The organism is Spirillospora sp. NPDC047418 (genome assembly GCF_040643275.1).
Taxonomy (GTDB): Bacteria; Actinomycetota; Actinomycetes; order Streptosporangiales; family Streptosporangiaceae; genus Spirillospora.
This window is the reverse complement of the sequence record NZ_JBEYTW010000013.1, coordinates 1-20,247: the sequence shown is the minus strand read 5'-3', so window position 1 is coordinate 20,247 and position 20,247 is coordinate 1. Positions and strand designations below refer to the sequence as shown.

The 20,247-nt window shown below is 73.3% G+C and carries 19 protein-coding genes; 18 read left to right on the top strand and 1 reads right to left on the bottom strand.

All coding sequences use genetic code 11. The features are described 5' to 3' along the window. Positions 1–14 precede the first annotated feature (14 nt). The 8 genes from ABZ806_RS10735 (at position 15) to metK (ending at position 7,330) form a co-directional block, all read left to right on the top strand. Complete coding sequence (locus ABZ806_RS10735; RefSeq protein ID WP_500216666.1) at positions 15–902, top strand: dihydroorotate dehydrogenase electron transfer subunit; 888 nt, start codon at positions 15–17, stop codon at positions 900–902. Further along, entirely contained in the window at positions 899–1,891 is a 993-nt protein-coding gene (locus ABZ806_RS10730; RefSeq protein WP_500216665.1) for a dihydroorotate dehydrogenase, read from the top strand. The genes ABZ806_RS10735 and ABZ806_RS10730 overlap by 4 nt, the downstream gene beginning before the upstream one ends. After that, the gene (gene pyrF, locus ABZ806_RS10725) at positions 1,888–2,583 is read left to right on the top strand and encodes an orotidine-5'-phosphate decarboxylase (RefSeq protein ID WP_500216664.1); all 696 of its coding nucleotides are present in this window, start codon (positions 1,888–1,890) and stop codon (positions 2,581–2,583) included. The genes ABZ806_RS10730 and pyrF overlap by 4 nt, the downstream gene beginning before the upstream one ends. 790 nt (positions 2,584–3,373) lie before the next feature. Continuing rightward, positions 3,374–3,700 (top strand): integration host factor, actinobacterial type, encoded by a 327-nt coding sequence (mihF, locus tag ABZ806_RS10720; RefSeq protein WP_131939722.1) that lies wholly within the window; start codon positions 3,374–3,376, stop codon positions 3,698–3,700. Positions 3,701–3,794: 94 nt separating this feature from the next. Next, the gene (gene gmk / locus ABZ806_RS10715; protein ID WP_500216783.1) at positions 3,795–4,382 is read left to right on the top strand and encodes a guanylate kinase; all 588 of its coding nucleotides are present in this window, start codon (positions 3,795–3,797) and stop codon (positions 4,380–4,382) included. 26 nt (positions 4,383–4,408) lie between these two features. After that, positions 4,409–4,663: a DNA-directed RNA polymerase subunit omega gene (gene rpoZ / locus ABZ806_RS10710; RefSeq protein ID WP_021597645.1), complete on the top strand. Its 255-nt coding sequence runs from the start codon at positions 4,409–4,411 to the stop codon at positions 4,661–4,663. Positions 4,664–4,706: 43 nt separating this feature from the next. Further along, positions 4,707–5,966: a bifunctional phosphopantothenoylcysteine decarboxylase/phosphopantothenate--cysteine ligase CoaBC gene (gene coaBC / locus ABZ806_RS10705; protein ID WP_500216663.1), complete on the top strand. Its 1,260-nt coding sequence runs from the start codon at positions 4,707–4,709 to the stop codon at positions 5,964–5,966. A gap of 170 nt (positions 5,967–6,136) precedes the next feature. After that, positions 6,137–7,330 carry a methionine adenosyltransferase gene (gene metK, locus ABZ806_RS10700; RefSeq protein WP_500216662.1) on the top strand — a complete coding sequence of 398 codons (1,194 nt, stop codon included), beginning with the start codon at positions 6,137–6,139 and terminating at the stop codon, positions 7,328–7,330. A gap of 84 nt (positions 7,331–7,414) precedes the next feature. Here metK and ABZ806_RS10695 read toward each other — a convergent pair whose 3' ends face one another. Further along, positions 7,415–8,995 carry a DUF8823 domain-containing protein gene (locus ABZ806_RS10695; protein ID WP_500216661.1) on the bottom strand — a complete coding sequence of 527 codons (1,581 nt, stop codon included), beginning with the start codon at positions 8,993–8,995 and terminating at the stop codon, positions 7,415–7,417. A 248-nt stretch (positions 8,996–9,243) separates the two neighbouring features. Between ABZ806_RS10695 and ABZ806_RS10690 the strand changes: the two genes are divergently transcribed. The 10 genes from ABZ806_RS10690 to ABZ806_RS10645 all read left to right on the top strand — a co-directional run bounded on the left by ABZ806_RS10690 (position 9,244) and on the right by ABZ806_RS10645 (position 20,112). Further along, a complete protein-coding gene (locus tag ABZ806_RS10690) occupies positions 9,244–11,367 on the top strand; it encodes a primosomal protein N' (protein ID WP_500216660.1) in 2,124 nt (707 codons plus the stop codon). A 16-nt stretch (positions 11,368–11,383) separates the two neighbouring features. After that, a complete protein-coding gene (locus ABZ806_RS10685) occupies positions 11,384–13,192 on the top strand; it encodes a hypothetical protein (RefSeq protein ID WP_500216659.1) in 1,809 nt (602 codons plus the stop codon). Between the two features lie 89 nt (positions 13,193–13,281). Further along, complete coding sequence (def, locus tag ABZ806_RS10680; protein ID WP_500216658.1) at positions 13,282–13,827, top strand: peptide deformylase; 546 nt, start codon at positions 13,282–13,284, stop codon at positions 13,825–13,827. After that, positions 13,828–14,754: a methionyl-tRNA formyltransferase gene (gene fmt, locus ABZ806_RS10675; RefSeq protein ID WP_500216657.1), complete on the top strand. Its 927-nt coding sequence runs from the start codon at positions 13,828–13,830 to the stop codon at positions 14,752–14,754. Beyond that, positions 14,754–16,160 (top strand): RsmB/NOP family class I SAM-dependent RNA methyltransferase, encoded by a 1,407-nt coding sequence (locus ABZ806_RS10670; protein WP_500216656.1) that lies wholly within the window; start codon positions 14,754–14,756, stop codon positions 16,158–16,160. Before fmt ends, ABZ806_RS10670 begins: the two co-directional genes overlap by 1 nt. A 14-nt stretch (positions 16,161–16,174) precedes the next feature. Then, the gene (locus tag ABZ806_RS10665; RefSeq protein WP_500216655.1) at positions 16,175–17,125 is read left to right on the top strand and encodes a phosphatase PAP2 family protein; all 951 of its coding nucleotides are present in this window, start codon (positions 16,175–16,177) and stop codon (positions 17,123–17,125) included. Positions 17,126–17,138: 13 nt separating this feature from the next. Then, positions 17,139–17,816, top strand: a complete 678-nt coding sequence (gene rpe, locus ABZ806_RS10660; protein WP_500216654.1) for a ribulose-phosphate 3-epimerase — start codon at positions 17,139–17,141, stop codon at positions 17,814–17,816. Further along, a complete protein-coding gene (locus tag ABZ806_RS10655) occupies positions 17,813–18,448 on the top strand; it encodes an HAD-IA family hydrolase (protein WP_500216653.1) in 636 nt (211 codons plus the stop codon). The genes rpe and ABZ806_RS10655 overlap by 4 nt, the downstream gene beginning before the upstream one ends. A gap of 228 nt (positions 18,449–18,676) precedes the next feature. Beyond that, positions 18,677–19,606 carry a hypothetical protein gene (locus ABZ806_RS10650; RefSeq protein ID WP_500216652.1) on the top strand — a complete coding sequence of 310 codons (930 nt, stop codon included), beginning with the start codon at positions 18,677–18,679 and terminating at the stop codon, positions 19,604–19,606. Beyond that, positions 19,603–20,112 (top strand): NUDIX domain-containing protein, encoded by a 510-nt coding sequence (locus tag ABZ806_RS10645; protein WP_500216651.1) that lies wholly within the window; start codon positions 19,603–19,605, stop codon positions 20,110–20,112. Before ABZ806_RS10650 ends, ABZ806_RS10645 begins: the two co-directional genes overlap by 4 nt. Positions 20,113–20,247: the final 135 nt, after the last annotated feature.

Genomic DNA, 20,247 nt, shown 5'->3' with positions numbered 1-20,247 from the left:
GGAGAGGGAGACGGGTGTCCGACACGCCGGTGCGGACGTCGGCGACGGTGCTGACGGTCCGCCAGGTGCAGGACTACCACGCGATGACGCTGGTGGCCCCGGCCATCGCCGAGCGGTTCCGGCCCGGCCAGTTCGTGGCGCTCGCCGTCGGCGGCGAGCACACGTCCCGGCTGGTCCGCCGCTGCTTCGGCGTACACGAGGTCAAATCCGACTACGGCGGCACCGTCGAGCTGGTGTTCGCCGACACCGAGCCCGGCACGGCGTGGCTCGCGGGCCGCCGCTCCCGCGACCAGATCGACCTCGTCGGGCCGCTCGGCCGCCCCTTCCGGCTGCCCCGCGACCCGGTCACCTGCCTGCTCGTCGGCGGCGGGCCCGGCGGCGCGTCGGTGTTCGCGCTCGCCGACTCGCTGCTGCGGCGCGGCTGCCAGGTGCACTTCGTGCTCGGCGGGCCGTCCGCCCGGCAGGTGTTCGGCTCCCGGATGGCCCAGCGCATCGGCGACACCTCCACCGTCGCCACCGAGGACGGCTCGATGGGGGAGAAGGGCACCGTCCACGACGTCCTGCCCCGCGCCATCGAGGAGACCGGCGCCGACGTCGTCTACGCCTGCGGCCCGACGAGCCTGCTGCGCTCGGTCACCCAGGTCGCCGGCGACTTCGGCCTCCCCTCGCAGGTGTCGGTCGAGGAGTTCCTGCAGCGGACCGGCGCGTGCGGCATCGGCGTGTGCATGACCTGCATGCTCCCCGTCCACGGCGAGGACGGCGTGACCCGCATGGTGCGCGCCTGCGCGGACGGGCCCGTCCTGCGCGGCGACCGCGTCCGCTGGGGCGACCTCGGCACCATCCCGTTCGACGCGCTGGGCGCACCGCGCGTCCTCAGCGTCTCCGAAGGGGGCCCGCAATGAGCGACCGGGCCAGTGACCGGCTCAGCACCGCACTCGGGCCCCTGGAGCTGCCCAACCCCGTCATGACGGCCGCCGGATGCGGCGGGACGGGACGCGAGCTCGCCCAGTTCTACGACCTGGGCCGCCTGGGGGCGTTCGTCACCGCGTCGGTCATGCCCCAGGCGCGCGCGGGACGCCCCACGCCCCGCGCGGCCGAGACCCCGAGCGGCCTGCTCACCGCCACGGGCCTCCCCGGGCCCGGCGTCGAGGCGTTCCTGGAACGCGACCTCCCCTGGCTCACCGAGCAGGGCGCCCGCACGATCGTCTCCATCGCCGGCGGCAGCGTCGAGGAGTACGCCGACCTGGCCCGCCGCCTGCGCGGCGTCCCCGGCATCGCCGCGCTCGAGGTCAACGTCGCCTGCCCCAACGTCGCGGACCGCGGGCGCGTGTTCGCCTGGCACCCGGCCGCCGCCGCGTCCGTCGTCCGCGCCGTCCGCGGCCACGCCCGGCCCGGCGTCCCGATCTTCGCCAAGCTCGCCCCGGACGTGACCGACATCGCCACGATCGCGCTCGCCTGCGTCGACGCGGGCGCCGACGGCCTCACCCTGATCAACACCATGGAGGCCATGGCGATCGACCCGGGCACGCTGCGGCCCGCGCTGAGCGGCGTGTCGGGCGGCCTGTCCGGGCCCGCGATCCGGCCCGTCGCGGTCCGCTGCGTCTACCAGGTGCACGCCGCGCTGCCGAGCACCCCGATCATCGGCGTCGGCGGCATCGCCACCGGCCTGGACGCGCTGGAGTTCGTCCTCGCCGGCGCGTCCGCCGTCGCCGTCGGCACCGCCGTCCTCCACGACCCGATGGCGGGCCCCCGCATCCTGCGCGAGCTGGAGGAGGCCCTCACGGCCCGCCGCATCGGCCGCCTCGCCGAGGCGGTCGGCCTAGCGCACAAGCCCGCGGGGTACGTCCCGCCGCAGGTGCGCCCGCAAGAGCCCGAGAAGGAGAGAACGTGACCGCCGCCCCCATCGCCGTCGCGCTGGACGCACCCGACCTGGAGACGGCCGCGCGCTGGGCCACCCTGGTCACGCCGCACGTCTCCACCGTCAAGGTGGGCCTGGAGCTGTACCTGCGGTACGGCCCGGACGTCGTCGCCAGCGTGCGCGGGGCCAGCCGCGTCCAGGTCTTCCTGGACCTCAAGCTGCACGACATCCCGGCGACCGTCCGCGGCGCCGCCCGCGCCGTGGCGCGCCTCAAGCCGTCCTACCTGACCGTGCACGCCGCCGGCGGCCCGGCGATGATCCGCGCGGCCGTGGAGGCCGCCCCGAGCTCCAAGATCGCCGCGGTGACGGTCCTCACGTCCCTGGGCGACGCCGACCTCACCGCCCTCGGCATCGCCGGGCCGGCCCCGGACGCCGTCCGCCGCCTCGCCCTGCTGTCGGTCGAGGCGGGCGCGCAGGCCCTCGTCTGCTCGCCGCGGGAGGCCGCCGCCGTCCGCGCCGAGGTCGGCCCGGACGTCACGCTGATCACACCGGGTGTCCGCCCGGCGGGCGCCGCCACCCAGGACCAGGCCCGGGTCGCCACCCCCGAGGACGCCCTGGCCGCCGGAGCCGACCTCCTGGTCATCGGCCGCCCGATCACCGGCGCCCCCGACCCCGGCGCCGCCGCCGCCGCCATCGCCGCCGCGCTCCGCCGCACCGCCCCCTGATGGCGCCGGGCGTCCGGCGACGGACCGTGACCGCGGCCCGAGGGGCGCCCGCGCCGGGTGGGGGCCGCCGGGCGCCGTCTCGCGGGAAAAGCTCTTTCTTCGAAAGTTTCGAAGGGTTCTTGGGCGTGCTGGAGTGCTCATTGTGGTTTTACCCGTATGCGAATGCGGGGGGCGGAGTGTTCGCATTGGGGAGTACGTGGCGAACGACGAACTCGTTCACGCGGAGTGGCGATTCCGGCCGGAGACGGGCCCGGCGGTCACCGGTCGTCCGCGTCCATGTCGGTGCCCTGGCGGCGGGCGGGGGAGCTGAGTGGCGGTGCGGCGGCCCTCCGAGCGGGAGACGATCTTGGCGGGGTCGGGTGTTGTCGAGGATGACAGTAACGCTGCCGCCGCGACGTGCGGAACGGCCCGGCGTGACGAGTGTCACGCGGTCGGGATCGGTTGTGGGGGACCTCACAGGGGCGGGGTGCGGCGGACGATGCGGGGGCGCCGGCGGACCGGCGGAACCGCGCCGCGGGACGGCGAACGGCAGTGACATAAGGGTACCGAGTGCCGTATTTGGGGTCGGAACGGGGGGATTTTCACGATCATGCGAAAGTCCCAGCAAGGCAAGGGGATGGGCCGCCGACCCCTCCGGATTGGGTACACTCTGTATTCAGGACACTCCGGGGAGTGATTTTCGTGAATTTGTGGTGGGCTAAACGGCACTTCACGTTGCCTTATGGGTGGTGAACTCGCTAGTTTCCCAACCCGTCCGACTCCGTCGAGTGGAAACCTGAGGTGACCCGGCGTGGCTCTTCCGCCCCTAACCCCCGAACAGCGCGCCGCAGCCCTGGAGAAGGCTGCCAAGGCCCGCAAGGAGCGGGCCGAGGTTAAGAACAAGCTCAAGCACGGGGGGACCTCGCTCGCCGAGGTTCTCAAGGAGGGACAGACCGACGACATCATCGGAAAGATGAAGGTGTCGGCCCTCCTCGAATCGCTGCCCGGTGTGGGCAAGGTCCGTGCGAAGCAGATCATGGAGCGTCTGGGCATCGCCGAGTCCCGCCGTGTGCGGGGCCTCGGTGCCAACCAGCGCGCCTCCCTGGAGAGTGAGTTCGGCGGAAGTGCGAACCGCTGACGCACGACTCACGGACGGGCGCGGCGGTCAGGCCGCCGCGGCCGGTGCGGGGCGACCCGCGGCCGGCTCCATCCCGCCCGGCTCCGGCGCACCCATCACTGCGCCGGAGGGCTCCAGCACGAAGGGCCCGCTCGCGCGGCGGCTGACGGTCCTCTCCGGGCCGTCGGGCGTCGGCAAGAGCACGGTCGTCGCCGAGATCCGGCGCTCACACCCCCGGGTGTGGCTGTCGGTCTCGGTGACCACCCGGGCCCCCCGCCCGGGTGAGACCGATGGCGTGCAGTACTTCTTCGTCGACGACGCCGGTTTCGACCGGCTCGTCGACGAGGGGGAGCTCCTCGAATGGGCCGAGTTCGCGGGGAACCGCTACGGGACCCCCCGCCGGCCCGTCGAGGAGCGCCTCGCCCGCGGCGAGCCGGTGCTCCTGGAGATCGATCTGCAGGGCGCCCGGCAGGTCCGCGGGACCATGCCCCAGGCGCGGCTGGTCTTCCTCGCGCCGCCCAGCTGGGACGAGCTCGTCCGGCGGCTCACCGGCCGCGGCACCGAGCCCCCCGAGGTGATCGAGCGCCGCCTCGACGCCGCCCGCGTGGAGCTGGCCGCCGAGAAGGAGTTCGACGTCACGCTCGTCAACACGTCCGTCCAGGACGTGTGCGACGAGCTGGTAGCCTTGTTGGCTGACCAGTAAGCGACCTACCAGTGGAAGGCCACCGAGTGGCAGCCAGCAACGAGGGCATCACCAACCCGTCGATCGACGAGCTCCTGGAGGTCGTCGACACCAAGTACGGCCTCGTCAGCATCGCGGCCAAGCGCGCCCGGCAGATCAACGCCTACTACGCCCAGCTGGGCGAGGGCCTGCTGGAGTACGTCGGCCCGCTCGTCGAGACCCAGGTGCAGGAGAAGCCCCTGTCGATCGCGCTCCGCGAGACCCGCGAGGGCCTTCTGAACGCCGAGCCCATCGAGGGCTGACCCCGGTGCGTGCCGGTCCGGCACGTGATGGGATCGTGAGGGGATGACCTCCCGTAAGCCGCGTGTCGTGCTCGGTGTGAGCGCCGGGATCGCCGCGTACAAGGCGTGCGAGCTGCTCCGGCGGCTCACCGAGTCCGGCCACGACGTCACCGTCGTGCCGACCGCCGACGCGCTCCGCTTCGTCGGCGAGCCGACCTGGGCCGCGCTGTCGGGCAACCCGGTGTCCCCGCAGGTGTGGGACGGGGTCGCCGAGGTCCCGCACGTGCGGCTCGGGCAGGGCGCCGACCTCGTGTTCGTCGCCCCCGCCACCGCCGACCTGCTCGCCAGGGCCGCGCAGGGGCTGGCCGACGACCTGCTCACCAACACGCTGCTCACCGCCCGCTGCCCCGTCGTGTTCGCGCCCGCGATGCACACCGAGATGTGGGAGCACCCGGCGACCCGGGCGAACGTGGCGACGCTGCGGTCCCGGGGCGCGGTCGTGGTCGAGCCCGCGTCCGGGCGGCTCACCGGCAAGGACACCGGCCGCGGCCGGCTGCCCGACCCCGCCGAGCTGTTCGAGGTGGCGCGGCACGTCCTGGCCCGCGGCGCCGGCGGCCGCGACCTGGCCGGCCGGCACATCGTGATCTCCGCGGGCGGCACCCGGGAGCCGATCGACCCCGTCCGGTTCATCGGGAACCGCTCGTCCGGGCTGCAGGGGTACGCCCTCGCCCGCACCGCGGTGGCCCGCGGCGCCCGCGTGACGCTCGTCTCCGCCAACGTTGCGCTGCCCGATCCGGCCGGCGCCGAGATCGTCCCCGTCGGGTCGGCCGAGGAGATGCACAAGGCCGTGGTGGGGGCCGCGGGCGCCGCCGACGCGGTCGTGATGGCCGCCGCCGTCGCCGACTTCCGCCCGGTCGGCTACCGCGGCTCGAAGATCAAGAAGGCCGAGGGGGCGGAGCCGGAGCCGATCCGGCTCGCCAAGAACCCCGACATCCTCGCCGAGCTGGGGGAGAGCCGCCGGCCCGGGCAGGTGATCGTCGGTTTCGCGGCCGAGACCGACGACGTGCTCGCCAACGGCCGCGCCAAGCTCGCCCGCAAGCGCTGCGACCTCCTCGTCGTCAACCAGGTCGGGGAGAACCTCACCTTCGGCCGGCCCGACAACGAGGCCGTGATCCTCGGCGCGGACGGCTCGCAGACCGAGGTGCCGCGCGGTGCCAAGGAGGACCTCGCGGAGACCGTCTGGGACCTCGTCGCGGCCCGCTTGCCGTCCGCGTCCCCGCCGGAGGGATCCGGAGGGGCGTCCCCGGAAGGCGGCCCGGAATGACGGGAGACGTCCCGCACCGGCGCGTGTGGCGGTGTCCGGCACCGATCCCGCTAGACTTCTGGGCCTAGCACCCTGGGGAACCCGGGCGGGGGGCCGGCGTCCCCCGCCGAACTCGACAAAGAATCCGTCCTGCGACGTCAGTCAGCAGCCGCTGCAAGGAGTTCACGTACGTGTCTCGCCGCCTGTTCACCTCCGAGTCCGTGACCGAAGGACACCCGGACAAGATCGCGGACCAGATCAGCGACGCGATCCTCGACTCGATGCTCAAGGACGACCCGAAGAGCCGGGTCGCCGTCGAGACGATGATCACGACCGGCCAGGTGCATGTGGCCGGTGAGGTCACCACCGAGACCTATGTGGACATCCCGGGTGTGATCCGGGAGAAGATCCTGGAGATCGGCTACGACTCGTCCAAGAAGGGCTTCGACGGCCACTCCTGCGGCGTGTCGGTGTCCATCGGCGCGCAGTCGCCCGACATCGCGCAGGGCGTCGACGACGCCTACGAGACCCGCGAGGGCGAGGGCGTCGACGACCTGGACCGGCAGGGCGCCGGCGACCAGGGCCTGATGTTCGGCTACGCCACCAGCGAGACGCCCGAGCTGATGCCGCTGCCGATCACGCTCGCGCACCGGCTCGCGCAGCGGCTGTCGGCGGTCCGCAAGAGCGGCGACGTGCCCTACCTGCGCCCGGACGGCAAGACCCAGGTCACCATCGAGTACGACGGCGACCGCGGCGTCCGCCTCGACACCGTCGTGGTGTCCAGCCAGCACGCTCCCGACATCGACCTGAAGGAGCTGCTCGCGCCGGACGTGAAGGAGCACGTGGTCGACCCGGTGCTCGCCCAGTTCGACCTCGACATCGAGGGCTACCGGCTGCTGGTGAACCCGACCGGCCGGTTCGAGATCGGCGGCCCGATGGGCGACGCCGGCCTCACCGGCCGCAAGATCATCGTCGACACCTACGGCGGCATGGCCCGGCACGGCGGCGGCGCGTTCTCCGGCAAGGACCCGTCCAAGGTCGACCGGTCCGCCGCGTACGCGATGCGCTGGGTCGCCAAGAACATCGTGGCCGCGCAGCTCGCCGACCGCGCCGAGGTGCAGGTCGCGTACGCGATCGGCAAGGCGCACCCCGTCGGCGTGTTCGTGGAGACGTTCGGCACCGAGAGGGTCGCCCCGGAGAAGATCGAGAAGGCGGTCGACGACGTGTTCGACCTGCGTCCGGCCGCGATCGTCCGCGACCTGGACCTGCTCCGCCCGATCTACTCGCAGACCGCCGCCTACGGCCACTTCGGCCGGTCGGAGCCCGACTTCTCCTGGGAGTCCACCGACCGCGCCAAGGACCTGGCCTCCGCCGCCGGTCTCTGACCGCCCGCCGCCCCTCTGGAAGCGTGAGGAAGCCCCGGGGACGTTCTCCCCGGGGCTTCGTCGTCCGCGCGGTGCCGCGGCCGGTCAGGAGCCGCAGTGGTTGCCGCGGTGCAGGCCGTAGCGGGCGGCGATGGTGTAGCGGCCGGGCTCGTGCGCCGTCAGCCGCACGAAGTCGCCCTCGCGCGCCAGGCAGGCGTCCCCGCCGGTGGCGCTCAGCCAGGGCGACCAGGAGACCCGCACGAGGACGGACCCGCGGGTCGGCATGTCGACGACGAGTTCGCCCGCGTTGAGCTCGTGCACGGACGCGGGAGCGTCGATCAGCGGTGTCGGCCGCGCGACCTGGAACAGGCGCCAGTGCTCGTCCCGCCAGACCTCCGTCAGGTACGGCTGGCCGCCCTCGACGAGCGCGGCCTCGTCCTGCGCGGACCAGTCGACCTCCTGCTCGGGCAGGACGACGTACTGCACCGCCCACTCGTGCAGCCAGTCGCGGTAGGAGGCGGGCGTCAGCGCGCCGTCCTCGTAGAACAGCTTGTGGCGTTCGGCGTCGACCTGGCGGTTCCAGCCGCGCGCGAGGACGAAGTGGCGGCTGAGGCCGGACGACTCCCAGTGCGACCGCAGCGGCACGACCTCGATCCGGGCCCTCTCGGCGCCGAGGGCGTCCAGTTCGGCGACGAGCCCGCGGGCGTGGTCGGCCGCGGATGCCGCCGGCTCGGTGTGGATGAGGTCGTCGACGGGCTTCACGACCTGCCAGGACGCGGTGACGATGAACGCCAGCGACAGCACGGCGATCCGCACCCGGCCCTGCGCGCGGGCGACCGCCGACAGCAGGAACATCCCGCCGAACAGCAGCGACAGGCGTTCGACGTTGCTGCCGACGGGGGAGGGGATCAGCCAGGTCAGGATGATGCCGGCCAGGTAGACGCCCGCGCCGACGCGCACGAACGTCCAGTTCTTCGGCGCGCACAGCAGGACCGCGATGACGCTGGTCACGGCGGGCAGCACGATCGCGGTGAGCGAGATCGGCTGCACGCCGCTGAACGGGAAGAGCAGGCTCGTCGTCCCCACGACCAGGGGCAGGCCGGCGGCGACGCACACGCCCGCGCGGCGGCGGCCGGTCAGGAACAGCGCGGCGGCCAGCACCAGCAGGAACAGGCCGGCGACCGGGCTCGCGAGCGAGGCCAGCACGCCGAGGACGACCATCCCGGCGGCGCGCAGGGCGGGCGTGCCGCGCGAGGTGAACGCCAGGATCGTCGCCATGAGGGCGAACAGCAGGCCCAGGCCGAACGTGACGCGGCCCGAGGCGGCGTTGCACGACAGCGCGAACGCGGCCCACAGCGACGCGGGCAGCGCCACCGGGGCCCGGAACTTCTTGAGCAGGTACGCGGTCAGGGTGGCCGAGAGGGTGCCGGTCACCACCGCGACCGTCCGTATGCCGAACAGCGCCATCACGTACGGCGATATGACGCTGTAGGACGCCGGGTGCATCCCGCCGTACCAGGCGAAGCTGTACGCCGCGCCGGGATGTTTCCAGGCGAAGTCGGTCCACGCGGCCTGGGCGGCGAGGTCGCCTCCCTCGGCGGCGAGGAACAGCGCCCACACCAGATGGAGGACGGCGGCGGCGAACGTGGCCGCCACCACCGGGTGGCGGGCCCGCTTCTCCCACATCCGCCATGCGGACGGAGGGCTCGCGGGACGGCGCGGCGATCCATGCCGGACCGGGGCGTCCGCCCGCTCTTCAGTATGCGCTGTGGTCACTTGGGTATGCGCTGGGGTCACTTCGCCTGCACGGGCTCGTCGGACGGCGGGGGCGCGGAGGGACAGCGGGCAATGGGCCGGCGGGACGCGCGCCCGTTCAACCTGATCAACCCTAGCGTGCGCGTCCCGCTGTCGGGTTGGTCTGGTAGGACGGTGGCGTGACGAAGGACGGCGGGGGAACGGACCTGATCCCGGGGCTGGACGACCTCCCCCGGGTGCCCGCCGACAAGCCCGGAAAGCCGGGCGCGGCGGGCAAGCCGAGCAAGCCGGGCACGGCGAAGAAGACGGGCAAGGGGAGGAAGGGGGCGCGCCGTCCGGCGGAGGAGCTGCCGGTGGCGCGGGTCGCGGTCGACATGTCCCTGCCGCACCTGGACCGGCCCTTCGACTATCTGGTGCCCGCCGAACTGGACGCCAGGGCCGTGCCGGGGTGCCGGGTCCGGGTGCGGTTCGCCGGGCAGCTCGTCGACGGGTTCCTGCTGGAGCGGGCCGCCGAGAGCGGCCACGACGGGAAGCTGCTGTTCCTGGAGCGGGTCACCTCGTCCGAGCGGGTCCTGACGCCGGAGATCGCCGCGCTGGTCCGGGAGGTGGCCGACCGGTACGCGGGCACGTTCGCGGACGTGCTGAGGCTGGCCGTCCCGCCGCGGCACGCCCGCGTCGAGGCCGAACCCGTCCCGGAGGCCGAGGACCGCGAGACGCCGGGAGAGGTCGCCGCCGGCGTCTGGGCGGACTATCCGGCCGGGCCGTCGTTCCTGAGCGCCCTCGCCGGCGGAAGGGCGCCCCGCGCGGTCTGGACGGCGCTGCCGGGGCCCGGCTGGACGGCCGCCATCGCGCGGGCCGTCGCCGCCACGCTGAGCGGCGGACGAGGTGCGATCGTGGTGGTCGCCGACGGGCGCGACGCGGCCCGCGTGGACGCCGCCCTCACGGCCGAGCTGGGGGAGGGCCTGCACGTCGCCCTGACGGCGGAGCTCGGCCCGGCCGAGCGCTACCGCAGGTGGCTCGCCGTCCTGCGCGGCAGGGCGCGGGCCGTCGTCGGCACCCGCGCCACCATGTTCGCGCCCGTCGCCGATCTCGGGCTGGTCGTGCTGTGGGACGACGGCGACGACGTCCACGCCGAACCCCACGCGCCCTACCCGCACCCGCGCGACGTCCTCGCCCTCCGCGCGCACAGGACGGGGGCCGGGGCGCTGATCGGCGGGTTCACCAGGACCACCGACGCCACGCAGCTGGTGGAGACCGGCTGGGCGCACGCCCTGTCCGCCGGCCGCGAGCGCGTCCGGGCGGAGATGCCCCGCGTCCGCTACGTGGGGGAGGACGCGCAGCTCGCCCGGGACGCCGCGGCCCGCACGGCACGCCTGCCGAACGTCGCGTTCGAGGCGGCCCGGCACGCGCTTGAGGACGGGCCCGTCCTCGTCCAGGTGCCGAGGCGCGGATACGTGCCGGGCATCGCGTGCGGACGCTGCCGCGAACCGGCGCGGTGCGAGGCGTGCCAGGGGCCCCTGTCGCTGGCGTCGTCCCACGCCGCGCCCTACTGCCGGTGGTGCGGACGTATCGCGGGTGACTGGCACTGCCCCGAGTGCGGTTTCTTCCAGGTGCGCGCCGTCGTGGTGGGCGCCAAGCGCACCGCGGAGGAGCTGGGCCGGGCGTTCCCCGGCGTGCCGGTACGGACGTCCGGGCGCGATGCGATCCTCGAACGGATCGGCCCGGAACGCGCCCTCGTGGTGTCCACGCCGGGCGCGGAGCCTCCCGCCGAGGACGGGTACAGGGCCGCGCTGCTGCTCGACGGCTGGGTCCTGCTGGGCCGCCCGGACCTGCGCGCCGGTGAGGAGACGCTGCGGCGCTGGATGAACGCCGCGTCGCTCGTCCGCCCGCAGGGCCCGGTGATCGTGGCCGCCGAAGGGTCGCTTCCGGCCGTCCAGGCGCTCGTCCGCTGGGATCCCGTCACCTACGCGGAGCGCGAGCTGGCCGAGCGCGGGGAGGCGGGGTTCCCGCCCGCCGCGCGGATGGCCTCGCTCACCGGCTCCCCGGCGGCCGTCCGCGAACTGCTGGCCGACGCCCGGCTGCCCGACGGCGCGGAGGCGCTGGGGCCGGTCCCCGTGCCGGTTACCCAGGGCCCACCGCAGGCGGGAGCCGGCGTCCAGGAGCGGGAACGCGCGCTGGTACGCGTGCCCCGCCGGGCGGGACACGCCCTGGCGCGCGCGCTGAAGGAGGCCCAGGGCGTGCGCAGTGCGCGCAAGGCCGCCGACACCGTAAGGGTCCAGATCGACCCCCTGGAGCTGATCTGACCAATAGGGTTCTCGGGTGGCCGACAACTGGGTGGAGGGCACCGCCGGCGACCTGCGGCGGTGGGCGGACGAGCGCGGCGAGGCGCTGGACGAGCAGGGGGTCCTCATCCTGCTCGGCCTCGCGCGGGAGGAGATGGGCCTCGCGGGCCCGGAGGAGCTGACCCCGGACGGGATCCGCGGGCTGCTGCTGGAGGTCTTCCCCGAGACCGTGGTCGCCTCGGGCGACGACGTCCCCACCGTCCTGGACGCCCTCCGCAAGATCGTGTCCTATCTGCGCGACACCGCCGCCGTCCCCGCGCCGGACGCCGACGCGCTCGCGGCGGAGATCGACCGGGCCGCGCCCCGGTTCGCCGAGGTCGTGTCCGCGGCCGACAGCGAGGAGCGGGCGGCGGCCGCCGAGGTGATCGGCGGGCTGCTGGAGGCCGACGGGGTCTCGCTGGACGACCAGGAGGCCGTCGACGCGTGGGTGCGCGCGTTCGAGTCGCTGCCGGAGGCCGAGCGCTACGCCCGCACCGAGGAGTACCTGCGGCGGACCGGTGAGCTGGTCGTGCCGCCGGTCCGGCCGGCGCCCGTGGCCGACGTGGCCGCGGCGGCGCGCGGGTCCCGGCTCACCGGGACGGTCCTGGCCCTCGCCGACTGGACGGGCGAGCGCGCCCTCACCGAGCACGACACGCTCACGGACGCCGACATCGAGGCGGCCGGCGCCGCCCTCGGCCTCGACACGCCGCGCCGATACGGGCAACTGGAGGACGAGGGCGAGCTGGAACGGCTGTGGTGGGCCGCCGTGGAGGCGGACGTCATCACGGCCGAGCAGGGCACCGCCTCCCCGGGGCCGGCCGGTGCCGGCCTGCGGTCCGATGACGACGAGGCGCTGCTCGCCGCATGGCTGCCGCTGTTCGAGGCGGTCGCCGTGCCCGGTCACGACTACGCCGACGGCCTGGACGCGCTGGAACTCGTCCAGAACGAGCTGACCGGCGTCCTCATCCACCTGTACGAGCAGGAGGAGCCGACCGAGCCGGAGATCCTGGCCGGGGCGCTGCTCGGCCACGTCGAGGAGGCCTACGACCTGTCCGACGCCGACGCCATGACGGCCCTCGTCCAGGACGCGTTCCACCTGGAGCTGGCGACCCTCGAGGACTGGGGGATCGTCGAACGGGCCGGGGACGGGCGGGCGCTGACGGCGCTCGGCGTGTGGGCCGTCCGGCAGCTGCTGCTGGCGGATGGCTTCACCGCCCCGCTCATCGGCGAGCTGGCCGGTGCGCGCGCGTCCGAGCTCATCGCGGGGCTCACCTGGTACCGGCCGGAGGCCGCCGACGAGGAGATCGACGGCTGGCTGGCCGCGCACGACCCCAAGGACGCCGCCGCCGACCTGCTGGACGTGATGCGGACCGGCGGCCCCGGCGCCCGCAACCTGGCCGCGGCCGTCCTGCACCGCATCGGCCCGGAGGCCGCGGGCGTGGTGCGCGCCGCGCGGGAGCACCCGCTCGTCTCGCCCTACGCCGCGCTCTGGCTGAACGGCGTCGGCGACCCGGCCGGACGGGAACTGGCGCGCGAGGAGTACCTCTGGGTGTTCGTCGACACCGTCTCGGGGATGCTGGAGACCGCCGAGCCCGACGAGGCGGTCGAGGCCGCCCTGATCGACGCTCCGCCCGAGGCGGAGATGAAGGTCATGGTCGACGAGCTGTGGCGCACGGACCATCCGGGCGCGGCCGACGTCCTGGAGGCCCTGGGCGCGCACCATCCCGACAGGGCGACGGCCAAGGCCGCCCGCACCGCCGCCTACAAGGCGCGCTCGGCGCACCAGGGCGGGCCCCGCAGAGTGTGAAGCGGCGTGTGAAGGAGCGGCGGATGTCTCCGTAGACTGGGCGGATACATCCCATACGCAAGAGAATCTCGCAGGAAACGGAGCCCTCGTTGGCCGTCAAGCCCATCCGCCTCTTCGGCGATCCCGTGCTGCGCACGCCCGCGGAGCCGGTGAAGGACTTCGACAAGGAGCTGCGCCAGCTCGTCAAGGACCTCACCGACACGATGATCGACGCTCCCGGCGCGGGCCTGGCGGCGCCGCAGCTCGGCGTGGGCCTGCGGGTGTTCACCTACTACGTCGACGACATGCTCGGCCACGTGGTCAACCCCACCCTGGACCTGTCGGACGAGCAGGAGACCGACGACGAGGGCTGCCTCTCCCTGCCGGGCCTCGCGTTCCCCACGCCGCGGTCGGTCGGCGCCGTGGCGAAGGGCTTCAACATGCACGGCGAGCCCATCACGCTGGAGGGCACGCACCTGCTGGCCCGCTGCGTCCAGCACGAGACCGACCACCTCGACGGGATCATCTTCATCGACCGGATGGACCCCGAGCAGCGCAAGGCCGCGATGAAGGCCATCCGGGAGGCCGAGTGGTTCGGCGACCCGGCCCCCGTCGTCAAGGAGTCGCCGCACCGGACCCTCGGGAAGGCGATCTAGGTGCGTCTCGTCTTCGCCGGCACTCCCGAGACGGCGCTCCCGGCGCTGACGGCGCTGCTGGGGTCCTCGCACGAGGTGGTGGCGGTCGTGACCCGCCCCGACCGGCCCGCGGGCCGTGGAAGGCAACTGAGCGCCTCGCCGGTCGCCGCGCTCGCCGCCGAGGCGGGGATCGAGGTGCTCAAGCCGGCCAAGGCCCGCGACCCCGAGTTCCTCGACCGGCTCCGCGCGATCGCGCCCGACTGCTGCCCGGTCGTCGCCTACGGGGCCCTGCTGCCCCGCGAGGCGCTCGGCATCCCCCGGCACGGCTGGGTGAACCTGCACTTCTCGCTGCTGCCCGCGTGGCGCGGCGCCGCGCCCGTGCAGCGCGCCATCCTGCACGGCGACGACATGACCGGGGCGGCCACGTTCCAGATCGAGGAGGGTCTCGACACCGGCCCGGTGTACGGGGTCCTCACCGAGCCGATCCTGCCGGGCGACACGTCCGGTGAGCTCCTGGGGCGCCTCGCCGTCGCGGGCGCGACGCTCCTGCTCGACACGATGAACGGCATCGAGGCGGGGGTCCTGGAGCCCCGGCCGCAGCCGACCGAGGGCGTGTCCCACGCGGCGAAGCTGACGCCCGAGGACGGCCACGTCGACTGGCGTAGTCCCGCACTGCGCATTGACCGCCTCGTGCGCGCGTGTACGCCCGCCCCCGGCGCGTGGACGAACTTCCGTGACATGCGGGTCAAGCTGGGCCCGGTCCGCCCCGCGCCCGGCGCGGAGACGCTGGCGCCCGGCGAGATCCGCCCGGGAAAGAACGAGGTACTGGTGGGAACGGCCACGCACCCCGTCGTGCTCGGCGACGTCCAGCCGCAGGGCAAGCGGCGCATGGCGGCCGCCGATTGGGTGCGCGGGGTCGGCCTCACCGGCGAGGACGCGCTGCACTGATGCCGCCTACCCGCAACCGCCGACACGTCCCGAACCGCAGGCCGGGCGGCCCCCGCAAGACGGGCCGCCCCCAGGACCTCGTCCGCCGCACGGCGTTCGACGTCATCCGCGCGGTCGAGACCCGCGACGCCTACGCGAACCTCCTGCTGCCCAAGCGCCTGCACGACCGCGGCCTGACCGGGCGCGACGCCGCCCTCGCCACCGAACTCACCTACGGGACGCTGCGCGGCCGCGGCACCTATGACGCGGTCCTCGCGCTGTGCAGCGACCGTGAGCTGCGCCGCATCGACGCCCCGCTGCTGGACGTCCTGCGCCTGGGCGCGCATCAGATCCTCGGTACCCGGATCCCGCCGCACGCCGCCGTGGGGACCACCGTGGAGCTGGCCCGTTCCGTGTCCGGCCCCGGCCAGGCCAAGTTCGCCAACGCGGTGCTCCGCAAGGTCGCCACCCGCGACCTGGACTCCTGGCTGGAGATCGTGGCGCCGTCGGACGCCGACGCGACGACCCGCCTGTCGGTCGCGCACAGCCACCCGAAGTGGATCGTGTCCGCCCTGCGCGATGCCGTCGGGCCGGACGAGATCGGCGAACTCCTCGCCGCCGACAACGCCCGCCCGAGGGTGACGCTGGTCGCCCGCCCCGGCCGGGCCACCTTGGCGGAGTTGCGGGAGTACGGCGCGGAGCCCGCCCAGTACTCGCCCTATGCCGCCGTACTGCCCGAAGGGGACCCGGCCGGTATCGCCGCCGTCCGCGATGGGCGCGCCGCCGTCCAGGACGAGGCCAGCCAGATGGTCGCCCTGGCCCTGGCCGCGGCCCCCTTGGACGGCCGTGACGCCCGCTGGGCGGACCTGTGCGCCGGCCCCGGGGGCAAGGCGGGCCTACTGGCCGCCCTGGCAAACCAGCGCGACGCACGCCTCTTGGCCGCCGACGTCCAGCCGCACCGTGCCGCGCTCGTCCAGCGAGCGGTCGACACCCGTACGGGTGTGGTCGCCGCCGACGGAACCGTCCCCGCATGGCGTCCCGGAGTCTTCGACCGGGTCATGGTGGACGCGCCCTGCACCGGCCTGGGAGCACTGCGCCGCCGCCCCGAGTCCCGCTGGCGCCGGGGCCCCGAAGCGGTCGCCGAGCTGGGCCCGCTCCAGCGGAGACTGCTCACCGCCGCACTGGAGTCGGTGCGCCCCGGCGGTGTGGTCGCCTACGTCACCTGCTCACCCCACCTGGCCGAGACCCGCGTGGTGGTGGACGACGTCCTGCGCAAGCGCGACGACGTCGAACGGCTCGACGCACCGGCGGTCCTCACCTCGCTCAGCGCGGACCTCACCGGTGTGGGCGACGGCCCGTACGCACAGTTCTGGCCGCACCGCCACGGCACGGACGCGATGTTCCTGGCCCTCCTGCGCCGCACGTAGCCCATGGGAGGTGTGTGCTGACCGACTTCATGCTCTTCATGTCGTACCTGGGCAGCTCGGCCTTCTACGTCCCGCTGCTCGTCGCGCTGTTCTGGTGCGTGGCGCCGCGCCTGGCGGCGCGGGCGTCGGTCGTCCTGCTGTCCGGCGCGCTGCTCAACACGCTCCTCAAGCTGGTCTTCCACGAACCGCGCCCGTACTGGACGGACCCCGCCGTCCAGGGCAGGCAGTCGCTGTCGTCCTTCGGCATGCCCTCCGGCCACGCCCAGAACGGAATCGTCGCCTGGGGGTTCTTCGCCGCCCAGACCGGGCGGCGGCTCCTCTGGGTGGGCGCCGCCGTCGTCATCGCCTTGATCGGGGTGTCCCGCGTCTACCTGGGCGTCCACTCGACCGGCCAGGTCCTCGCGGGATGGGCCATCGGCCTGACCCTGCTGGTCGCCGTCCTGGCGCTCGAACCCATCGTCGTCCCGTGGTGGACCAGCCGCCACCTGGCCGTGCAGCTGGCCCTCTCACTGGTCATCTCCCTGCTGCTGCTGGCAGCGGCCTGGGGCGCGTGGCAGTCGCTGGAGAACTGGCAGTGGCCCCAGGCGTGGGCGGACGCCATACGGGCGGCCGGGGGCCAGACCGCCCCCGTCACGCTGACGGACTCGGCCCGAGCCTCCGGCGCACTCTGCGGCGCCCTCGCGGGCCTGTCGCTCCTCGCGGCACGCGGCTGGTTCGACCCCGGCGGGCACGCCTGGCAGCGCCTCGCCCGCCTCCCCGTGGGCCTCGCCGGAGCCGCCGCCATAGCCGCCCTCGACCTGCTGCCGGACGGGACGAACCTCGCCCAGGCGTTCGCCGTCCAGACGCTGCTCGCCCTCTGGGTCACCTCGGGGGCCCCCGAGGTGTTCGTCCGGCTCCGCCTGGCCGCCCGTCCCACCCCCGGTCTCACCCGGCCGGGTGACGATCGGGCCGGACTGCACCAATAGAATCTGGGGCATCATGGCTCCGCAGATCTCACCCAGCATCCTGTCCGCCGACTTCGCCCGTCTGGCCGAGGACGTCGAGCGCATCGCCGACTCCGCCGACTGGGTCCATGTCGACGTCATGGACAACCACTTCGTGCCCAACCTCACCCTCGGACTGCCGGTCGTCCAGGCGCTGCTGAAGCACAGCAGGCTGCCGATCGACTGCCATCTGATGATCGAGGACCCCGACCGCTGGGCACCCGAGTACGCGGAGGCGGGCGCGAAGAGCGTCACCATCCACGCGGAGGCGGCGAAGGCCCCCATCCGCACCCTGCGCACCATCCGCGCCGCCGGCGCGCGCGCGGGGCTCGGCATCAACCCGGCCACCCCGGTGGACGGCTTCGAAGACCTCCTCGGCGAGGTCGACATGCTCCTGCTGATGACGGTCGAGCCGGGCTTCGGCGGCCAGAAGTTCCTGGACGTCGTCCTGCCGAAGGTCCGCCGCGCCCGCGAGCTCATCAAGGGCCGCGACCTGCCCGTGTGGCTCCAGGTGGACGGCGGCGTCAGCGCCGAGACGATCGAACGCTGCGCCGAGGCCGGCGCGGACGTCTTCGTCGCCGGCAACGCCGTCTACGGCGCCGACGACCCGGTGCAGGCGATCCGCAACCTCCGCGCCCAGGCCGAGGAGGCCACGGCCAAGGCGAACTGGTGATCCTGCCCTGCGCCGCCGTCCTGTTCGACGTGGACGGCACCCTGGTCGACTCCACCCCCCTCGTCGAGCGCGCGGCCCGCGCATGGGCCGCCGAGTACGGCATCGACCCGGACGAGTTCCTCGCCGATGCCCACGGCCGCCGCACGAGCGACCGCGTCGCCGACTTCCTCCCACCCGACCGGGTCCCCGAAGCCACCGCCCGCCTGGACGCCCTCGAATCAACCGGCACAGACGGAATCACCGCGCTCCCGGGCGCGGTGGCCCTCCTGACCACCTTGAACGGCCTGCCCCACGCCTTCGTCACCTCGATGGACAGGCAGCAGCTCAAACTCCGCACGACCGTGGCAGGCGTCCCCGTCCCACCGGTGGTCGTCACAGCGGAAGACGTCCCGATGGGCAAACCCGACCCGTCCGGCTACCTCCAGGCGGCGGCGCACCTGGGCGTGGACCCGTCCACCTGCGTGGTCATCGAGGACGCCCCCGCAGGCATAGCCGCGGCCCGCGCCGCCGGCGCCACCGTCCTGGCAGTGACCACCAGCCACGACCCCTCCGCCCTAACCACGGCCCACCACATCATCACGGACCTCACGACCGTGACCGCAACCCCGAGCGGCGTCCGCCTGACCCTCTGACCGCCGCGGAGGAGTGCGCGGCCGTCAGAAGGGTGGGGTCACGCTGCCGAGCGATGCGTGCCATGAGCGTCGCCGATCGGAAGGGTGAACGCTCGGGTTCCTCCGAATGCCCGGCGCGCTCTATCGAAGCACGCGCGTTATGTCCCTTTCCGTGCCTTGTCGGTGTAGTTGGTCGAAGATGGCATTACGAGCACGATCTGACGTGCGCCAGTCGACCCGGGGGCCGACGTGGACATCAGCGCGGTGTTGACGATCACATCCGAGGTGGCGGGAGCCACCGGTTTGGTGACCGTGTCGTCCAGTGCGTCCCAATGGATGAAGAGGACTGCCAGGCTGCGCCGGCAAGCGGATGTGGCCAAAGAGGTCCTTGGTCTGCATCAGGGTCGGATGGTCGCCTACCGGCATGATTCACGGCATGTCCTCTACAACGAGTCTCTTCACCCCGACAATCTTCATGGCCTCGTCGCGGCGAGCGGCAATGACTACATCCGGGCTCAAGAGGCGGGGCGTCTGCGGGTCGAGGACGAGATACGCACCCACGTCACGCACGACCTGGTGCTGATCGGCAGCCCGACTGCAGAGGGGTTGTCGCGGGTGCTGTTCGGCTACGAACTCGATGGTGACGCCGATTCGCTGGTCCTGGGCGACGCACCCGTGGACCTTCCCTACCGATGGATCCTCTCCAAGAACCAGGTCGCAGATGGAGCGGTCGCCCGGCGTTTTGTCGCGGGGCGAGGGATGGTCGAGAGGCCCAACTGGCGTATCCAAGGCCCTGACCGCAGCTTCGTGCCGCGAGTTGACGGGGACGGTGTTCTCCTGGAGGACTATCTCCTCGTCACCAAGCTCCGGAACTACCTCTCGCCGGTCGCATTGGACGACGGGCGCGCAGTGATCAGCTTCGGCGGCACCCACGGCACCGGCACCCGGGCGCTCGGCCTGATCTTCCGGGACAAGGACGTCCTCCGGGAAATCGTGGGCCAGTTACGTTCTCGACCCGCCGCGTTCCAGATGCTGTTCCGGGTAGGCGACATCGCACACGATCCGAGGACGGGGAGCCGTGCCCGCACGATAGAACTGGTCGAGAACGCCATCGTCCTGCCCGACAGCGACCAGGTCTGGCGCACGGCTGCGCAGACCCTTGAGAGGAACCTGCCGTGACGTTGCGCAAGTGCCCAGAGGTGAAGTACGCGCCGAGAGAGGTCTTCGAGAAGATACTCGAATACGCGGTGATCCCCACGTTCGACCTGGTAGTGGAACTGCCAGAGGGCGGCGGTGTCGTGCTCGTTCGGCGCACCATCGCGCCCTACCAGAACAAGTGGGCGCTCCCCGGTCTGCGCATGTTCAAGCCGGAGGGCATCGACGACGTCATCGCCCGCATCGCTGAGGACGAACTCGGCCTGGACGTCGATGTGGACGGCAAACGGTTCCTCGGCCAGTACGTCGGCCGCTTCAAGACCGAGCACGAGCGGCAGGACCTCTCCACGGGCTACGTCGTCAGCGCGTTGAGCACCGACATCCGTATCAACCCCGACCACTTCTCCGGCCACCAGATCATCCAGAAGTGGGGAGAGGTGCCACCCGCCACCGGCGCGATGTACCGCTACTACCTGGCGCGGTACTTCGACCACGCCGACGACCCCCGCGACGCTCCCGACCCACGCTGACCCGTCACCGGCCACCCCCGCTTCGTTGATCTGCGGCGTGTTGTTGTTTTTGGGGGGGGGGGTGAGAAAAAAACACCCCGCTAAAAACCGCGCCGGCCCCCGGGGGGGGGGGGCGCCCGGTGCGGGGGGGTGTCG

Coding starts and splice junctions, on each gene's coding strand:
- coaBC (WP_500216663.1), top strand. CDS start 4,707: ATGACCTCCCGTAAGCCGCGTGTCGTGCTCGGTGTGAGCGCCGGGATC.
- ABZ806_RS10695 (WP_500216661.1), bottom strand. CDS start 8,995: ATGTGGGAGAAGCGGGCCCGCCACCCGGTGGTGGCGGCCACGTTCGCC.
- rpe (WP_500216654.1), top strand. CDS start 17,139: ATGGCTCCGCAGATCTCACCCAGCATCCTGTCCGCCGACTTCGCCCGT.
- ABZ806_RS10730 (WP_500216665.1), top strand. CDS start 899: ATGAGCGACCGGGCCAGTGACCGGCTCAGCACCGCACTCGGGCCCCTG.
- ABZ806_RS10670 (WP_500216656.1), top strand. CDS start 14,754: ATGCCGCCTACCCGCAACCGCCGACACGTCCCGAACCGCAGGCCGGGC.